Source organism: Desulfarculus baarsii DSM 2075 (assembly GCF_000143965.1).
In the GTDB taxonomy this organism is placed as follows: domain Bacteria; phylum Desulfobacterota; class Desulfarculia; order Desulfarculales; family Desulfarculaceae; genus Desulfarculus; species Desulfarculus baarsii.
In genome coordinates, this window is sequence record NC_014365.1 from 3,100,330 (window position 1) to 3,113,914 (window position 13,585).

A 13,585-nucleotide genomic window follows, 5' to 3' on the forward strand; every position below is an offset into this window, starting at 1 on the left:
ATCGTGATAACGGCATATTAGCCCATCAAGTCCGCGCAAGTGGCACAGATGGGCCTAACGCCCCGGCAAAAAAGAACAGGGCCCGGCGATGGAAAGCATGTGTTTTTTCAGATGGTTGGGAAAATATTGCCCATGACCGGCCGTGACGCCGTCTGCACGCCGCCGTGAAGCGCGCTGCGCACTAGACGCGGGGCGCATCGTCGAAATCGTGCCACCGTCAATCTTTTGGCTGGGGTCGGCGGGTGAAAATGACGCGCAAGGCCTCGGCCGCTCGCGGATCGCCCAGGCAGGCCGCGCACTGGCCGTCGTCGCTGGCGGCCGGGTCCACCGGCTCCAGGCGCACCTCGAAGCCCAGGAGGCGATATTCGGCCACCGCCTCGTCGAGGCGCGGCCCCGCGGCCGTCAGACGCCTTCGCCAACCCTGGGCCGTCAGGCGGGCCGTGGTCGCCGTCGCGCAGTCCAAGGCCGTTCAGCCGCTGTTTTTTTGCAGATTGATAAAGGGGCTGCGGTCGAAACCCAGGTTCTTGAAAAAGGCCAGCAGATCGCCGCTGTCCCAGCGCACGGCCGTGCAGACGTCGGCCACGCCGGCCGCCGCGAAGTGCTCCAGCGCCTGGCCCACCAGGGCGCTGCCCACGCCGCCGCCCATGTGGTCGGGCCGCACGCCGATCACCTCGATCCAGCCGGTGAGTTCGGCCCCGAAACCGCCGGCCTTGACCTCGACCAGGATGAAGCCCAGCACCAGGCCGTCGTCCTCGGCCACGAAAGCCGAACGCTCCGCGCCGCCCACGTGGTTGGCCAGCATGCGCCGCCAGGCCTCGCCCGGCTCGCGACGCAGAATCTGCCGTTGAATCTCGACCACGCCGGCCAAGTCTTCGTTAGTCATCTGACGCAGCTTCACGTGAACCTTCCCGCTGGTGTTCAGTCGATCCGGATGATCTTGACGTTTTTGCCGATCCACTCCGGCGGCAGATAGACCCGCCCCGAGTTGCCGCTGGGCTTGACCGTCTTTTCGATCATCTCCTCGCCATAGACCTCGAACTTGGCCTGCGGTCGCGGCGCGGACGATCCGGCTGCTGGTTGCTTGTCTTGCGGCATCTGCCCCCTGCCCCCTTGGCGTTGGTTGTTTCGGGCCCGGCTGATTGGCGGCGCCTGTTCCTTATTTATCAGAAATCGTCGCGCCGCGCCGCTTTGCCGTGTCCGGGCCGCTTCTTGGCTATAATATAACTATTATATAGCCAGCAACCGTCACCCCGTCCACCGCCGATCCAAGTCACTTGCGCAATCGCCACGAGCTTACTAAGATTGCCCTCGTCAAGGCAAGCCCCGGACATGACCTCCCCCCAAACGGCGAGGCGGCATGATGCATTTCGAGCAGGCGTTCATCGGCGGGCTGCGCCCCCATCCCGAGCATCAACGGCTTTTTGTGCCGCTGAGCGACGACGAGCTGACCGAGTTGGCCCGACGCATGGCCGATGGCGGCCGTTTTCAGCCGCTATTGATCACCGATGACGGTCTTATTTTGGCCGGCGTGGAGCATTGGCTGGCCGCGACCCGGCTGGGCTGGCGCGAGATCAGCGTCATCCGCGCGCCGCGCCTGCGGCCGGTGGAGCTGCGCGCGCTGATGGTGGCCGAAAACATTCGCTCGCTGGATGTGCGCGACGAGCATCTCTGGCGGGGGATGAACAATTTCTTTGACATGGAGCCGCTGCGGCCGCCGGGCGGCTGGTGAAGCATCGCCCGCCGCCGGTCGGGCGGTTGAGCTTTTCAGCCTAGATGGGCTGGCACGACTCCACCTGCAACACGGGTTTGCGGCCCATTTCGTCGGCCAGCAGCCCGTTTATCTCCACCTGGCCGCCCACGTGGCGCTCCAGATCCTCGCCGCGCACGGGGTAGGAGCAATAGGGCGTGCGGATCAAGAGTCCGTCGCCCACGGCGGTGAGCACCCCGCGCAACGTGGCCGAAATCCGCACCTGGCGCTTTTGGCGCATGATTTTCTCCTCGGCTGGCAACTTGCTGACGACGCCGGGCGGCCGGCTTGGCCACCCCGCTCGGCCCATTATTTAGCGGGCCAATGTTGCGCCGCCGGCGCGGCGGCATGACATTTCGGCGTCATCGCGGGATGTTGGCCAAGGGGCGTTCGGCCACGTGGACCCAGGCCACGCCGGCGGTCAGGGCGTGGGAGCGGGCGGCGATCAGGCCGGCGGCGGCCATTTCGCCCCGAAATTCGGCCGGGCTGGGAAACTCCATGATCGTCTCGGCCAGATAGCGATAGCTGGCCTCGTCGCCCGAGATCAGCCCGCCGACGCGCGGCAGCAGATGGCGCAGATAACGCAGATAGACCCGCCGCACCCAGGCGCTCTGGGGCGTGGTGAACTCCAGGATGTAGACCCGCCCGCCAGGGACCAGCACCCGCCCCATCTCGGCCATGGCCTGCCGGCGATCGGGGATGTTGCGCACGCCAAAGGCGCAGGTCACGGCGTCGAAGCTCTGGTCGGCAAAGGGCAACAGCGTGCCATCGCCGGCCAAAAGCGCCACCCTGGCCCCGCTGGCGGCGCACTTGCGCCGGGCCGGGCCCAGCATGGCCGGAGTCAGGTCCAGGCCCACCACCAGCGGTCGCTCGGGCCGTTTGGCCACGGCCAGGGCCAGGTCGCCGGTGCCGGTGGCCACGTCGAGCACGCGGCCGGTGGGCCCCAGGCGCAGGGCCCGGGCCACGAAACGCCGCCAGCGGATGTCCTCACCCAGGCTAAGCACGTGGTTTAGCAGATCATAGACCGGGGCCACGCGGCTGAAGATGCCCTTGACCTGTTTGATCTGGGCGGACGGGTCTCTCATTTTTCCACCACCAAGCTGGCGATGAAGCGCGGATCGACCTTGCTGGCGTCGACGGCGGCCAAATCGCGTTGGATGCGCCCCAACACGCCGCGCAGCAACTGCCCGGCCATCTCGGCCTTGGCCGGATCGGCCAGGGCCTCCACCGACTCGGCGGCCCGCCGCTCGCGCCACTGGGCCAGGCCCCGTTGCAGGGCGGCCACGGCCCGGGGGGCCAGCGCGGCCGGGATGGGCCACAGGCCGCTCAAGCCCAGTTCGCCGCGCGCCAAAAACGTGCCGACAACGGCGGTGAGCTTGAGCTCCAGCGGTTGGTGGCCCCTGGCCAGTTCGGGGCTGAGTTGGGCCAGTTGGTCGATCGCCACGCCCATCAAACCCAGCAACTCGCCCCAGAACTCGGCCAGATCCAGGCCGCGGCGGGCGTGCTCCAGGTCGGCCTGATCGCGAAAACCGCGATATTCGCGGCCATCGCCCATCAGTTGATCATAGCAGCGGGGGTGCGGGAAGAGCAGCCCGGCCAGCCAACGATCCAAGGGCTCGTCGAGGATATGCAGGCCGCCGGGGGCCTGGGCCAGCCAGCCCTCGTTGACCAGGCGCCAAGCGCGGGCGTTGAGTTGGCGGATGGCCTGGGCCCCTTGCCGGGCCAGGGCGGCCAAGCCCAGGCGTTCGAGGATCTGCCCGGCCACGGACCGGTCGCCGTCGGACAACAGCTCCAGGCCCAGGTTGACCAGGCCCACGGCCTCACGGCCGGCCCTGGCCACGGCTTCCAGATCGGTGGGATCGACGTCCAGGGCCATCACCCCGCAGTTGGCCACGTAGGCCAGCTCGGCCCGCAGGCGGTCGCGCGCGCCCTGGGGCAGGGCGCGGGCCAGGGCCGGCAGGGCGTGATCACGGGGCAGCAGGTTGAGCGCCGCGTCGGAGCGCGGCGGCGCATCGGCCAGAAAGCCCGTCTCGCCCTTGGTGGGCAGGGCGCGCCAAGCGGCCTCCTTGGGCGGCGGCGCGGCCCATAGCTCCAGGGCCTCGGCGCGGCTGGGCATGCCCAGGTCGGCCAGACGGCCGGCGCGCAGGATCAGGGCGTCCTCGGCCATGCCGATGGCCGACTCCCAGAGCATGGCCTCCAGGATTTGCGTGTAGCGATCGGGCGTCTGGCTCTTGAGCACCACCAAGACCTGGCTGGCGTAGTCTTGCATGTCCTTTTGGCGAAACTCGATGAAATAGACGCCATCGAGCGTGAAGCCGGGCAGATCGTCGGGCGGCTCCTGCTCGTCGTGGCTGGTCAAAAACTTGACCACCCGGAACCAATGGGCGAACAACAGCGCCAGCACCTCGACGTCGGTCTGCGCCAGCCAGCGGGCGATGCGCTCGGCCCCGGCCTCGACGATGGCCGGCAGCCAGAGCTGATAGCGCTGGGGCCAGAGGCGCTCGCCTTGCCAGCCGGTGATGTCGAGCAGATAGGCCAGTTGATCGTCGGTGCTGGCGGCGACGAGGGCGTCGGCGGCGTCTGGGCCCACGTCCAGGGTGGTGGCCAGAAACTCGTCGGGCGGCAGTTGGCGCACCAGCGTATCGGCGTCCTGGGCCAGGACGATCAGGCGCAGGCGCTCGGAGCCCTGGCAGGCCAACACGGCGCGCAGGCGCTCGGCGCGGCTCAGGCCGTGCCAAAACGCCTCGGCCCGACGCGGGTCGCGGGCCTCCAGGCCCAGGATTTCGCGGGGATTTTCCAGCAAACGCTGGACGTTGGCCTGATCATTCATCGGCGCTCTCCCGGCCGCAGACGCCGCAACGCCGGCAGGTCGACGGCTGGCATGGCGGGGATTGTTTTTCCTCGAACGCCCGCTGGCGCTCGGACCAAAGATAATCGGCCTGGATGCCGTGGTCAATGAAGCTCCAGGGCAAAAGCTCCTGGCGCCGACGGGCGCGGCCGGCGTAAAAATCAGGGTCGACGCCGGCGCTTTTGTAGGCGGCCTCGGGGTTCTGGCCGGCGGCCAGGGCCAGGATCAGCCCGTCCAGGCGACGGTCGCCTCGGGCCAGGACGGCTTGCAGGCGGGCGTACTTGGGCGTCTCGTGGGCCAGTTTGACGTTGGCCAGGCCAGAGAGCCCGCCGGCGACGAGCTTGAGCCGGCGCTTGATCTCGGCCACCGGGGCCATGGGCTCCCACTGAAAGGGCGTCCAGGGCTTGGGCACGAAAGCGCTGACGCTGGCGGTGATCTGGCCCAGATGGCCTCGCCCCCGCGAGTGGCTGACGAATTGTTGCCGCACCTGGGCGGTCAGCTTGGCGATGGCCAAAACGTCGTCGTCGGTCTCGCCGGGCAGGCCCACCATGAAATATAGCCGCAAGTTGGGCACCCCGGCCTGGATCAGCCGCTCGACGGCGGCGAACATGTCGGCCTCGTCCAGGTGCTTGTTGATCACCCGGCGCAGACGTTGGCTGCCGGCCTCGGGGGCCAGGGCCACGGTCTGGTGCCGGCTGGCGGCCAGAGCTTGGGCCAGATCGTCGCCCAGGCGGTCGGCGCGCACGCTGCTGACCGACAGCCGACCGCCGGCCGTCAGCACCGCCCCGGCCAGCTCGTCCACACCGGGCAGATCGCTGACCGCCGCCGAAACCAGGCCCACCCGGCCGCCGCCCTCGGCCGCCGCCCCGGCCAGGGCCTGAAAATCGGCCCCGCAACCCAGGCGCGGCGGGCGATAGACGTGGCCGGCCGCGCAGAAACGACAGCCGTGGGCGCAGCCCCGGCCCACCTCGATCAGCGTCATGTCGCCGAATTCTGGCCCTTGAGCCATGGTCACGCTGTGGGCCAGGCCCGACGGCGGGCCGGCGTATTTGGGCGCGGCCACCCGGGCCGGGGCGTCGGCCAGGGGCTCGAAGGCGCTCAAAAGGCCGTCCGGGCCGTAGTGGGCCGCGTAGAGCGAGGGCGCGTAGAACCCCGGCGCCTGGCGGGCCAGGTGGGCCAAAAGCTCGGGCTTGGGCCGGCCGGCGTGCTCGATGAAGCCATCCAGCAGCGGATGCAGGATCACCTCGGCCTCGCCCAAGGCGAAAGCGTCGACGATCGCCGCCAAGGGCTCGGGATTTAACATGGCCATGACCCCGCCGGCCACGACCAAGGGGCCATCCCGCCTCGCGGCCAGGGGATCGAGCCCGGCCAACCTCAGCATGGCCGCCAGGTTGGGCGCGTCGTTTTCAAAAGATATCGTGGCCAGAATCAGGTCGAACTGGGCCACCGGCCGGCTGGTTTCCAGGCTCAAAAGCGGCGCGCCGCCCTTGGCGTAGAGCCCGGCCAATTGGCGGTCGGGCAGAAAGGCGCGCTCGCACAGGGCGTCGTGCCGGTCGTTGATCAGGCGATAGACCGTTTGCAGACCCAGGTTGGCCATGCCCACCTGGTAGGTGTTGGGATAAAGCAAGGCCACCCGCAGCCGACCGCCGGGGTCTTTGATCCGCGCGCCGCGCTCGGCGGCCAGGATCAGCCTGTGTTGTTTTTCGATGGGCCAGCTCAAGGGCGCCGCTTTCGCTTGGGGCCAAAGGGTCTTCGCGTCAACAAAATACCACAGCCCGGCCCCGTCGGCCACGCCGGCCTTGACCCGCCCGACGCGGGGTGTATGTTTGAAAACAAAACGCGCCCGCGCCGCCGGCGGCCAGGCCAAGGGAGGACCAACCCGATGGATGAAACCATCCGCATGGAGTTTTTGAAGCGCCTGGCCCAGGCCGGCGATGGGGCCAGCGCCAAGGTCGTGGCCCAGGAAATGGGCCTGCAACGCCAGGACGCCGAAGATCTGTCGGTGAGCCTGATGACCGGCGGCCTGCTGGAGATGGTCTCGCTGAGCGGGGCCGTGCGCCTGACCCCGGCCGGCCGCAATTTGCTGCAAGGGGCCAGCGCCGCCGCCAGCGGCCAGGACGACCTGACCTCGTTGCTGGCCGAGATCGCCGCCGCCGGCGACCTGGGGCTGGGCCCGGTGGAGGACATCGATCTGGCCTCGGACACGGCCTGCCTGGCCGCCCACCTGCGCCGCAGCCGGCCGTTGGAGCCGGTGCGCCGGGCCTGTCTGGCGGCCATCGCCGATGGGCTGGAAAAGGCCCGCGCGCCCCTGGCCCAGAGCTTTTTGCTGCGCATCGAGGCCTTTCGCAAAAAATGAGCGGGAGCGGGCCGACGCCCGCCCCCGCCTTTGGCCGCGACCTGGCCTAGCAGCAGCCGCCGCTGCCGCAAGAGCCCGAGCTGCAATCGCAACTTCCGCCGCCCATGGGCCGGGCGGTGGTCAGCGTAAAGCCCTGCTGGCCGTTGTCGTCGATGAAATCCAGGGTCACGCCCCCGGTCATCACGCCCAAGCCCTTGTCGATCAGATAAGTCTGGCCGTCGACCACCACCTGGTCGTCGGTTTCCAGCGTCTCCTCGTCGACCCGCAGGCCCAGCGAAGGCCCGCAGCAGGAGCTTTGGTTCAAGAACACGCGCAGGGGAGAAACCAGGTTCTTCTCCTGCATGAAGTCGCGAACTGCCTTGCTCGCGCTGGGGGTTACCTGCACCATGGCGTCGATCCTTTCTCGCGCCGGCCGCCGGGCCGCGGCCCGATGACGCGCTCATGTTGGTTTTGCCTATAAGTTATATCGCGACAACCAACGCCATGGCAATCGCCTAGCGGCGTTTTGTCGCCCTCAGCAAGAGCAGCTCCCGCCCGAATCACATCCGCCGGAGCATCCGCCGCCGCCGTCCAGGGGCATCGCCGAGCTGACCATGAAGCCTTGCTGCCAGCCGTTGTCGACGAAATCCACCTTCACGTCGCCGCTCTTTTGCGCCAAATCCTTGTCGATCAGATAAGTCAAACCGTCGATGTCGTAGCTGTCGTCAGTGTCTTTTGGTTCGTCCAGAACCAATCGCAGCGACGGCCCGCCTCAGCCGCCAGATTGCAGGTAAACCCGCAACGGCGACGCCAGACTGCGCTCGCTCATGAAGGCCTTGATGGCCTTGCTGGCGCTCTCGGTCACTTCAACCATGATATCCTTACCTTTCCGTGGCGGCCTTCCTGGCCTGGCCGGCCTTCGCCGCCGCAATTCATACTAAAAAGATAGGCTTTATGCCGTCATTTGCAACCCCGCCGCGAATTTTTTCGCGGCCAGCCCGCCCCTCCTGTCCGGCGGGCGCACTTGCTGTATCCTTCAACTAGGATATAGCATCAACCTGGCCGATGCAAATCGGCCGAAAAGATAGGAATCATGCCGATGTCCGATAACGCTTGGGTGGAAGTGCGGCTGAGTTGCCCCGACAGCCAGCAGGCCAGGCGCTTCGCGCGGCGCTTGAAACGCGGCGGCGCGCGGCATTTGCTCCAAAAGGGTTTGGAGCTGTGGTCCGTCTGGCCCGACGATCAAGCCAGCCGTCAGGCCCTGGCCTGGCTGGGCGAGTTGGACCCGCCGGCCAGCCTGCGCGCCTTTCGCGCCGTCGACGCGCTGGCCGCCTGGTCCGCGCCGCAAGCCCGGCCCATGGGCCCGGGCCTGGCCCTGGCCGGGGCCGACAGCGGCCTGCGCGCCGGTCCGGGGCTTTTGATCATCGACGCCCTGACCGCCTTTGGCGCTGGCGATCATCCCAGCACGGCGCTCAACCTGGAGCTTTTGTGCCGACTGCTGTCCGGCCAGTTCGGCCCGCCGCCGCCGGCCGGTGTTTGGGCCGCCGACATCGGCGCGGGCACGGGCGTGTTGGCCCTGGCCATGGCCCTGGTGGGGGGCCTGAGCGTATTGGCCGTCGATCCCGAGCCGGCCGCGCGCCGGGCCTGTCTGCGCAACATCGCCCTCAACCCGTTGGCTGGCGGCCGGGTTCATTTCGTGCAGGCCCGTGGCGACGCCGTGGGCGGCCGCTTCGCCGTGGTGGCGGCCAACCTGCCCACGGGGCTGCTGCTGGCCATCGGCGACCAGATCGCCGCGTTGGTCGCCGACGGCGGCTTCGTGGCCCTCAGCGGTTTTCGCGACGAAGCCGTCGAAAGCATTGCCCAAATTTTCACATCGGCCGGCCTGAAGCCCATCGCCACGCCAAGCCGTCACGGCTGGTCCGGGCTTTTGTTGTCACGACAGTGAATAATTATCGCCCGAGCCCAGTCGCCCTCGTTGACACCGCGCGCGCCGATTTCCTATGATTTTCCCACGCCGCGTTGGCGCTCTTGCCGGTTAGGGGGCTTCATGAGCATTTTCAGCCGCTACATCGAATGGGCCATTCCCGAGCAAATCAAGACCGACGTCGATCTCTACAGGCGCGCCCGCCAACTGGTCACCTTCACCATGATCGCGCCGCTATTTTTTATCTACAACGTCATCAAATGGTTCAACCTGGGCAGCGCGACCCTGGCCGTGTCCATGGCCATCGTGGGCCTGGTGGTGACGCTGGTGCCGTTGGTGCTGCGCCTGACCAAATCCTTCGCGGCCATGGGCAACCTCATCTTTCTGGCCCTGGGCTGGCACTTCGCCATCCTGCCCTATTTCACCGGCGGCATTCATTCCAGCGCCCTGACCTGGAACCTGATCATGCCGGCCCTGGTGGCCACCTTCATGGGCATGCGCAGCTTCATGTTTTGGTCGCTGGCCATGATCGCCGAGATGATTCTGTTCATCGCCATCGACAAGGCCGGCATCCCCTTGCCCACCATTCATCTGACCGAGGCCCAGGCCACCCAGGCCCTCATCGCCAACGTCATGGGCCCCCTGCTGGCCATCGCCATCACCATGTACTTCAATATCAAGGGCTTCCAGTTCGCCTTCGGCATCCAGGGCCAGGCCTTGGAGGCCCAGAGCGCCGCCCGCCGCGAGCAGGAACAGGCCGCCGTCCAGTTGGAGCAGCTAAACGCCAACCTGGCCGCCATCTTTGAAAAAGTCGGCGAGACCACCAACCGCCTGGCCACCAACACCCTGAAGGAAATGGCGTCCATGACCCGCCAAAACGCCGCCAGCGCCGAACAAGCCGACCAAATGATGAAAAATTCCGGGCAAATAGTCCAAGCAGCCAGCCAATCCATGGACCAGCTCACCCTGTCCATGGACGAGATCACCAAGGCTAGCGCCCAGACGGTCAAGATCATCAAGACCATCGACGAAATCGCCTTCCAGACAAACCTCCTTGCCCTCAACGCCGCCGTGGAGGCAGCCCGAGCCGGCGAGGCCGGCGTGGGCTTCGCCGTGGTGGCCGACGAGGTGCGCAACCTGGCCCAGCGGGCCACCGAGGCGGCCAAGAACACCGCCGGCCTATTGGAGGGCACGGTGCAAAAAATCCGCGCCGGCTCCGAGCTCGTTTCGCGGACAAATCAGGCCGTGGGCCAGGTGGCCCAGACCGTGGGCGGCGCCAGCGCCTTGCTGGACCGCATCGCCGTGGCCTCCCATCAGCAGGCCCAGGGTATCGAGGAGATCAACCAGGCCGTGGCCGAGATGGACCGCATCGTCCAGGAAAACGCCCTGCGCTGACCCGCCGCCGGCGGCCAACACGACAAAGCCCCGACAGCCGCTCGCCACGGCCGCCGGGGCTTTGTCGATTCAACGCGCGCGCTGGCTCAGGCCGCCGCCCTGGCCGCCGCGCGCTTGGCGTGCCAACGCATGATGCGGGCGCGCATGGGTTCCTCGAACTTCTTGGTCATGAACACCGATATGGCCACCACCAACAAGGCGTAGGCATAAAACAAGGCCATGCCGTTGGTCGGGGTGATGTGCTTTTCGAAAAAGAAACGAATGATGACGTGATACATGAAAATCGAATAACTGGCCTCGCCCAGGGTCAGGAATACCTTGTGCGAGAGCAACTTGCTCAGCGCGCCGGCTTGGAAGGCGAAGACGAGAATCGCTAGGCCGAAAAGCGGAAAAATACCGGAATGCCGAAACCATCGCGTGAGAAGGCCATGCAGGTAAGACTCCTGGCCGCCCAGCGCCTTTTTCAACACCCAAAATACGTCATAGAAATAAACGAACGCCGTCACCACCGCGATCACGGCGCACAACTCGGCGATGGTCGCCAGCCAGAAATTGAGCTTCACGCCTTGCAGCCGCCGCCACGCCAAGGCCAGGCTCATGCCGAAAACAAACTCGAGCAGCCGCGCGGCCGGGTTGATATAACCCAGCGACCAGGCTATCTCGCGCGACAAGGGGCCAGGCGACATCACGCAATACCGCCAGCCAAGCCAGATCATCACGCCGGTCAAGGCCGCAGACAAGGCCAACGTCACGGGCCATCTTTTATGGAAATTGACCACCAAAACGATAAACGCCAGATAAAAACACATCTCGGCCGAAATGGCCCAGCTCTGGCCGTTCAACGAAAAATTCAGCGCCTTCAGCGGAAACAAGGCATGGGCGAAAATAAAATTGAGAAACACGACCGGCGACAGCGGATCATAGCGCCTCAGCGAAAAAACGCCCCAGACCACGACCAGCAAAAACACATTGCACAAAAAATGCGTTGGGTAAAGCCGGGCAAATCTGGCCATCAAAAACTTTTTGACGTCCTTGAGCCCATCGGGCCGATAATAGACATAGGTGATGACGAAACCGGACAGCACAAAGAAAAAAGACACCGCCTGGTCCAAAGGGCATTTCCACAGCGGCTTGAAGCCAAAAAAACATGCGGCGTGATGGATGACGATCAGCATCGCCGCGAAAAAACGCAGCGACGTCAATGGCAACAACCGCCGCGGAGGTTGCGCGTGATCCATGCCTACTCCCTGCCCCCTGTCCGAAACCACCGGCTCGCCGCCCGCCCAACATGCCGGCACGCCACCGGAGTATGCCACGCGGCCATCAGCCAGTCCAGACCATTGCGCCCGCGGCGGCGTCACGACGCGCTGGGCCAGGCGGCCGATTCGGATGCAAAATGGCCCTTGACGGCCGCAAGCGCCCAAGGTATATGAGATTTCACATTTTAGCCGGCGTAGCTCAGGGGTAGAGCAGCTGATTCGTAATCAGCAGGTCGCGGGTTCAAATCCCATCGCCGGCTCCAGTATTCGCGCCGACAGGCTAGGCTCACCGCCTAGCCTGTTTTTTGTTGTGGGCCGCCGGGCGCGCCGACATGGCCTGCCAAGTGAGACGCCCCGCAGCGGCCCGCGCCTCATCTCCCCCGCCCTCGATCACGCCGAGCTCGATCTACTCGCCTTTCCTGAAGGAAGCAAGAATTTTGCGCCGATAATAGACATCCTCGAGCGGGCCGGGGCGGTGCGCGCCCCAGGCGGCGCATGGCCATGGTGAGGGCGACGCCTCCGCCCACGGCCACGCGCGGCCGTTAGCGCGCCCAGGCGGCGCAATCCACTTTCGGCGGCCGGTCGAGAATCGTCGCGTTCAGGGCAATTTTCGGCCTTGACGGGCGATGCTGAACAGTGTTTAATGAACGCGTTCATTAAATGAATGCATTTTGTGGCGAGCAAAGAATGAGCACCACCCAGCGTAAACAGCGCGAAAAGCAAGCCCGGCGGGAGCACATCCTGGACGCGGCGGCCGGCCTGTTCGCCGAAAAGGGCTTCGAGGCCGCGACCATGGCCCAGATCGCCCGCCGGGCCGAGTTGGCCCCAGGCACGCTTTACATCTACTTCAAGAGCAAGGACGAACTTTACTTCGCCTTGCTGGAGCCGCAGTTGCTGGCCCACCACCAGCGCAATCTGCAGATCGCCGCCGACGAGGCCGCGCCGGCCGACCGGGCCATTGCCGAGGTCTTGTTGGAAGCGGGCCGCTATTATCTGGAAAAGCCGGGCATGATCCACCTGCTGACCAGCTATCACGCCCAAAAATATCGCCGGCTGCTTTCGGCCGAGTGCTTCGACCGCCTGCGCGAGTTGATGCGCGCCAACGTGGACGTGTTGGCGGCGTTGCTGCGGCGGGGCGTGGAGCAAGGCCTTTTCGCGCCCATGGACGCCTTGGCCACGGCGATCATGATCTGGAACATGGCCATGGGCGTGGTTCAGGGCCAGGAGGCGCGGGTTTTTCGCCACAAGCGCGGCCACGGACGCGCGGCCATCGCCGCCGCCGTGGATCTGCTGATGAACGGCATCAAACGGCGCGACGCGCCATGAACGCCAAACCGGGAAAAGGAGCCATCGACATGCCCGAGCCGCAATATCCAACCAACGAAGGCATCTGGTCCGAAGGCCGCCGGGCCGAGGCCGCCTACGAAAAAGTCGATCTGGGCCTGCCTTATCAAAAGGCCGTGGCCAACTTCCGCGCCGCCTGCCAGGGCCGCGCCGATTTCGACCCGGCGGTGGTTTTTGTCTGGGGCACGATGCAGGCCATGGCCGTGCTCAATGTGCTAAAGGCCGTGGAGGGCGCTTTTGGCGCGGCGGGCCAGGATGTCGTGCGCCAGGCCATCAACCAGAGCGGCTATCGGGCGGCCCAAGAGATGATGGAAAACTCCAGTTTCCCCGAGGGCCTCAGCGAGGCCGAACTGGGCTCGTTCGTCACCACGGCCATCAACACCGTGCTCTACGCCAGCCTGGAGCGGCCGTGGATCGCCGGCGAAAAGCGTTATGAATTCGACATATTGTGGTGCCCGCACCAAGACATGTACACGGCCTTTGACTGCCGCGTGCAGCGCTATTTCGTCGAAGGCATGCTGGACGCCATGGAAGACGCCGGCCTGCCGCGTTCGCTGCCCGTCGTGGACAAGCTGATCCCCCACGGCGACGATCACTGTCATTTTTTCGTGCAATTGCTGGAAGACAAGCAGGGGGTCAACCCCTGGCGCGATTACTCCGACCAGTTGGCGCGGCGGGCGTTGGAGCGGCTGGGCCAAAAGGCCGAGGGCGAATAGGGCCGGGCGGCGGGTCG

16 protein-coding genes and 1 tRNA gene are annotated in these 13,585 nt (G+C 66.0%); 7 read left to right on the top strand and 10 right to left on the bottom strand.

Going from position 1 to position 13,585, the window contains the following annotated elements; all coding sequences use genetic code 11:
* Positions 1 to 217: 217 nt before the first annotated feature.
* The 3 genes from DEBA_RS13945 to DEBA_RS17335 are packed head-to-tail and all read right to left on the bottom strand — an operon-like array spanning position 218 to position 1,095.
* Positions 218 to 463: a hypothetical protein gene (locus DEBA_RS13945; RefSeq protein WP_013259594.1), complete on the bottom strand. Its 246-nt coding sequence runs from the start codon at positions 461 to 463 to the stop codon at positions 218 to 220.
* 6 nt (positions 464 to 469) lie between these two features.
* Positions 470 to 898, bottom strand: a complete 429-nt coding sequence (locus DEBA_RS13950) for a GNAT family N-acetyltransferase (protein ID WP_013259595.1) — start codon at positions 896 to 898, stop codon at positions 470 to 472.
* A 20-nt stretch (positions 899 to 918) separates the two neighbouring features.
* Positions 919 to 1,095, bottom strand: a complete 177-nt coding sequence (locus DEBA_RS17335) for a DUF2080 family transposase-associated protein (protein ID WP_013259596.1) — start codon at positions 1,093 to 1,095, stop codon at positions 919 to 921.
* A 262-nt stretch (positions 1,096 to 1,357) separates the two neighbouring features.
* Between DEBA_RS17335 and DEBA_RS13960 the strand changes: the two genes are divergently transcribed.
* Complete coding sequence (locus tag DEBA_RS13960) at positions 1,358 to 1,729, top strand: ParB N-terminal domain-containing protein (RefSeq protein WP_043814592.1); 372 nt, start codon at positions 1,358 to 1,360, stop codon at positions 1,727 to 1,729.
* A 40-nt stretch (positions 1,730 to 1,769) separates the two neighbouring features.
* Here DEBA_RS13960 and DEBA_RS13965 read toward each other — a convergent pair whose 3' ends face one another.
* The 4 genes from DEBA_RS13965 to DEBA_RS13980 all read right to left on the bottom strand — a co-directional run bounded on the left by DEBA_RS13965 (position 1,770) and on the right by DEBA_RS13980 (position 6,315).
* The gene (locus tag DEBA_RS13965; protein WP_013259598.1) at positions 1,770 to 1,988 is read right to left on the bottom strand and encodes a hypothetical protein; all 219 of its coding nucleotides are present in this window, start codon (positions 1,986 to 1,988) and stop codon (positions 1,770 to 1,772) included.
* Positions 1,989 to 2,109: 121 nt separating this feature from the next.
* On the bottom strand, positions 2,110 to 2,832 hold the full coding sequence (locus DEBA_RS13970; RefSeq protein ID WP_013259599.1) for a ubiquinone/menaquinone biosynthesis methyltransferase: 723 nt from the start codon (positions 2,830 to 2,832) through the stop codon (positions 2,110 to 2,112).
* Positions 2,829 to 4,577 (bottom strand): DUF6178 family protein, encoded by a 1,749-nt coding sequence (locus DEBA_RS13975; protein ID WP_013259600.1) that lies wholly within the window; start codon positions 4,575 to 4,577, stop codon positions 2,829 to 2,831. Before DEBA_RS13975 ends, DEBA_RS13970 begins: the two co-directional genes overlap by 4 nt.
* On the bottom strand, positions 4,570 to 6,315 hold the full coding sequence (locus DEBA_RS13980) for a radical SAM protein (RefSeq protein WP_043815887.1): 1,746 nt from the start codon (positions 6,313 to 6,315) through the stop codon (positions 4,570 to 4,572). Before DEBA_RS13980 ends, DEBA_RS13975 begins: the two co-directional genes overlap by 8 nt.
* 162 nt (positions 6,316 to 6,477) lie before the next feature.
* Between DEBA_RS13980 and DEBA_RS13985 the strand changes: the two genes are divergently transcribed.
* Positions 6,478 to 6,951, top strand: a complete 474-nt coding sequence (locus tag DEBA_RS13985; protein ID WP_013259602.1) for a hypothetical protein — start codon at positions 6,478 to 6,480, stop codon at positions 6,949 to 6,951.
* A gap of 46 nt (positions 6,952 to 6,997) precedes the next feature.
* On the opposite strand, the gene DEBA_RS13990 is transcribed toward DEBA_RS13985, so the two are convergent.
* Together DEBA_RS13990 and DEBA_RS18810 are read right to left on the bottom strand one after the other, a co-directional pair.
* Entirely contained in the window at positions 6,998 to 7,339 is a 342-nt protein-coding gene (locus DEBA_RS13990; protein WP_013259603.1) for an IscA/HesB family protein, read from the bottom strand.
* Positions 7,340 to 7,465: 126 nt separating this feature from the next.
* Positions 7,466 to 7,804, bottom strand: a complete 339-nt coding sequence (locus DEBA_RS18810) for an IscA/HesB family protein (RefSeq protein WP_013259604.1) — start codon at positions 7,802 to 7,804, stop codon at positions 7,466 to 7,468.
* A 225-nt stretch (positions 7,805 to 8,029) separates the two neighbouring features.
* Between DEBA_RS18810 and DEBA_RS14000 the strand changes: the two genes are divergently transcribed.
* Together DEBA_RS14000 and DEBA_RS17345 are read left to right on the top strand one after the other, a co-directional pair.
* Positions 8,030 to 8,875 (top strand): 50S ribosomal protein L11 methyltransferase, encoded by an 846-nt coding sequence (locus DEBA_RS14000; RefSeq protein WP_013259605.1) that lies wholly within the window; start codon positions 8,030 to 8,032, stop codon positions 8,873 to 8,875.
* 102 nt (positions 8,876 to 8,977) lie between these two features.
* The gene (locus tag DEBA_RS17345) at positions 8,978 to 10,249 is read left to right on the top strand and encodes a methyl-accepting chemotaxis protein (RefSeq protein WP_013259606.1); all 1,272 of its coding nucleotides are present in this window, start codon (positions 8,978 to 8,980) and stop codon (positions 10,247 to 10,249) included.
* Positions 10,250 to 10,335: 86 nt separating this feature from the next.
* On the opposite strand, the gene DEBA_RS14010 is transcribed toward DEBA_RS17345, so the two are convergent.
* The gene (locus tag DEBA_RS14010; RefSeq protein WP_148227875.1) at positions 10,336 to 11,610 is read right to left on the bottom strand and encodes an acyltransferase family protein; all 1,275 of its coding nucleotides are present in this window, start codon (positions 11,608 to 11,610) and stop codon (positions 10,336 to 10,338) included.
* Positions 11,611 to 11,696: 86 nt separating this feature from the next.
* Between DEBA_RS14010 and DEBA_RS14015 the strand changes: the two genes are divergently transcribed.
* The 3 genes from DEBA_RS14015 to DEBA_RS14025 all read left to right on the top strand — a co-directional run bounded on the left by DEBA_RS14015 (position 11,697) and on the right by DEBA_RS14025 (position 13,568).
* A tRNA-Thr gene (locus DEBA_RS14015) sits at positions 11,697 to 11,771 on the top strand.
* A 424-nt stretch (positions 11,772 to 12,195) separates the two neighbouring features.
* Positions 12,196 to 12,834 carry a TetR/AcrR family transcriptional regulator gene (locus DEBA_RS17350; RefSeq protein WP_013259608.1) on the top strand — a complete coding sequence of 213 codons (639 nt, stop codon included), beginning with the start codon at positions 12,196 to 12,198 and terminating at the stop codon, positions 12,832 to 12,834.
* 29 nt (positions 12,835 to 12,863) lie between these two features.
* Positions 12,864 to 13,568, top strand: a complete 705-nt coding sequence (locus DEBA_RS14025; RefSeq protein ID WP_013259609.1) for a hypothetical protein — start codon at positions 12,864 to 12,866, stop codon at positions 13,566 to 13,568.
* Positions 13,569 to 13,585 lie beyond the last annotated feature (17 nt).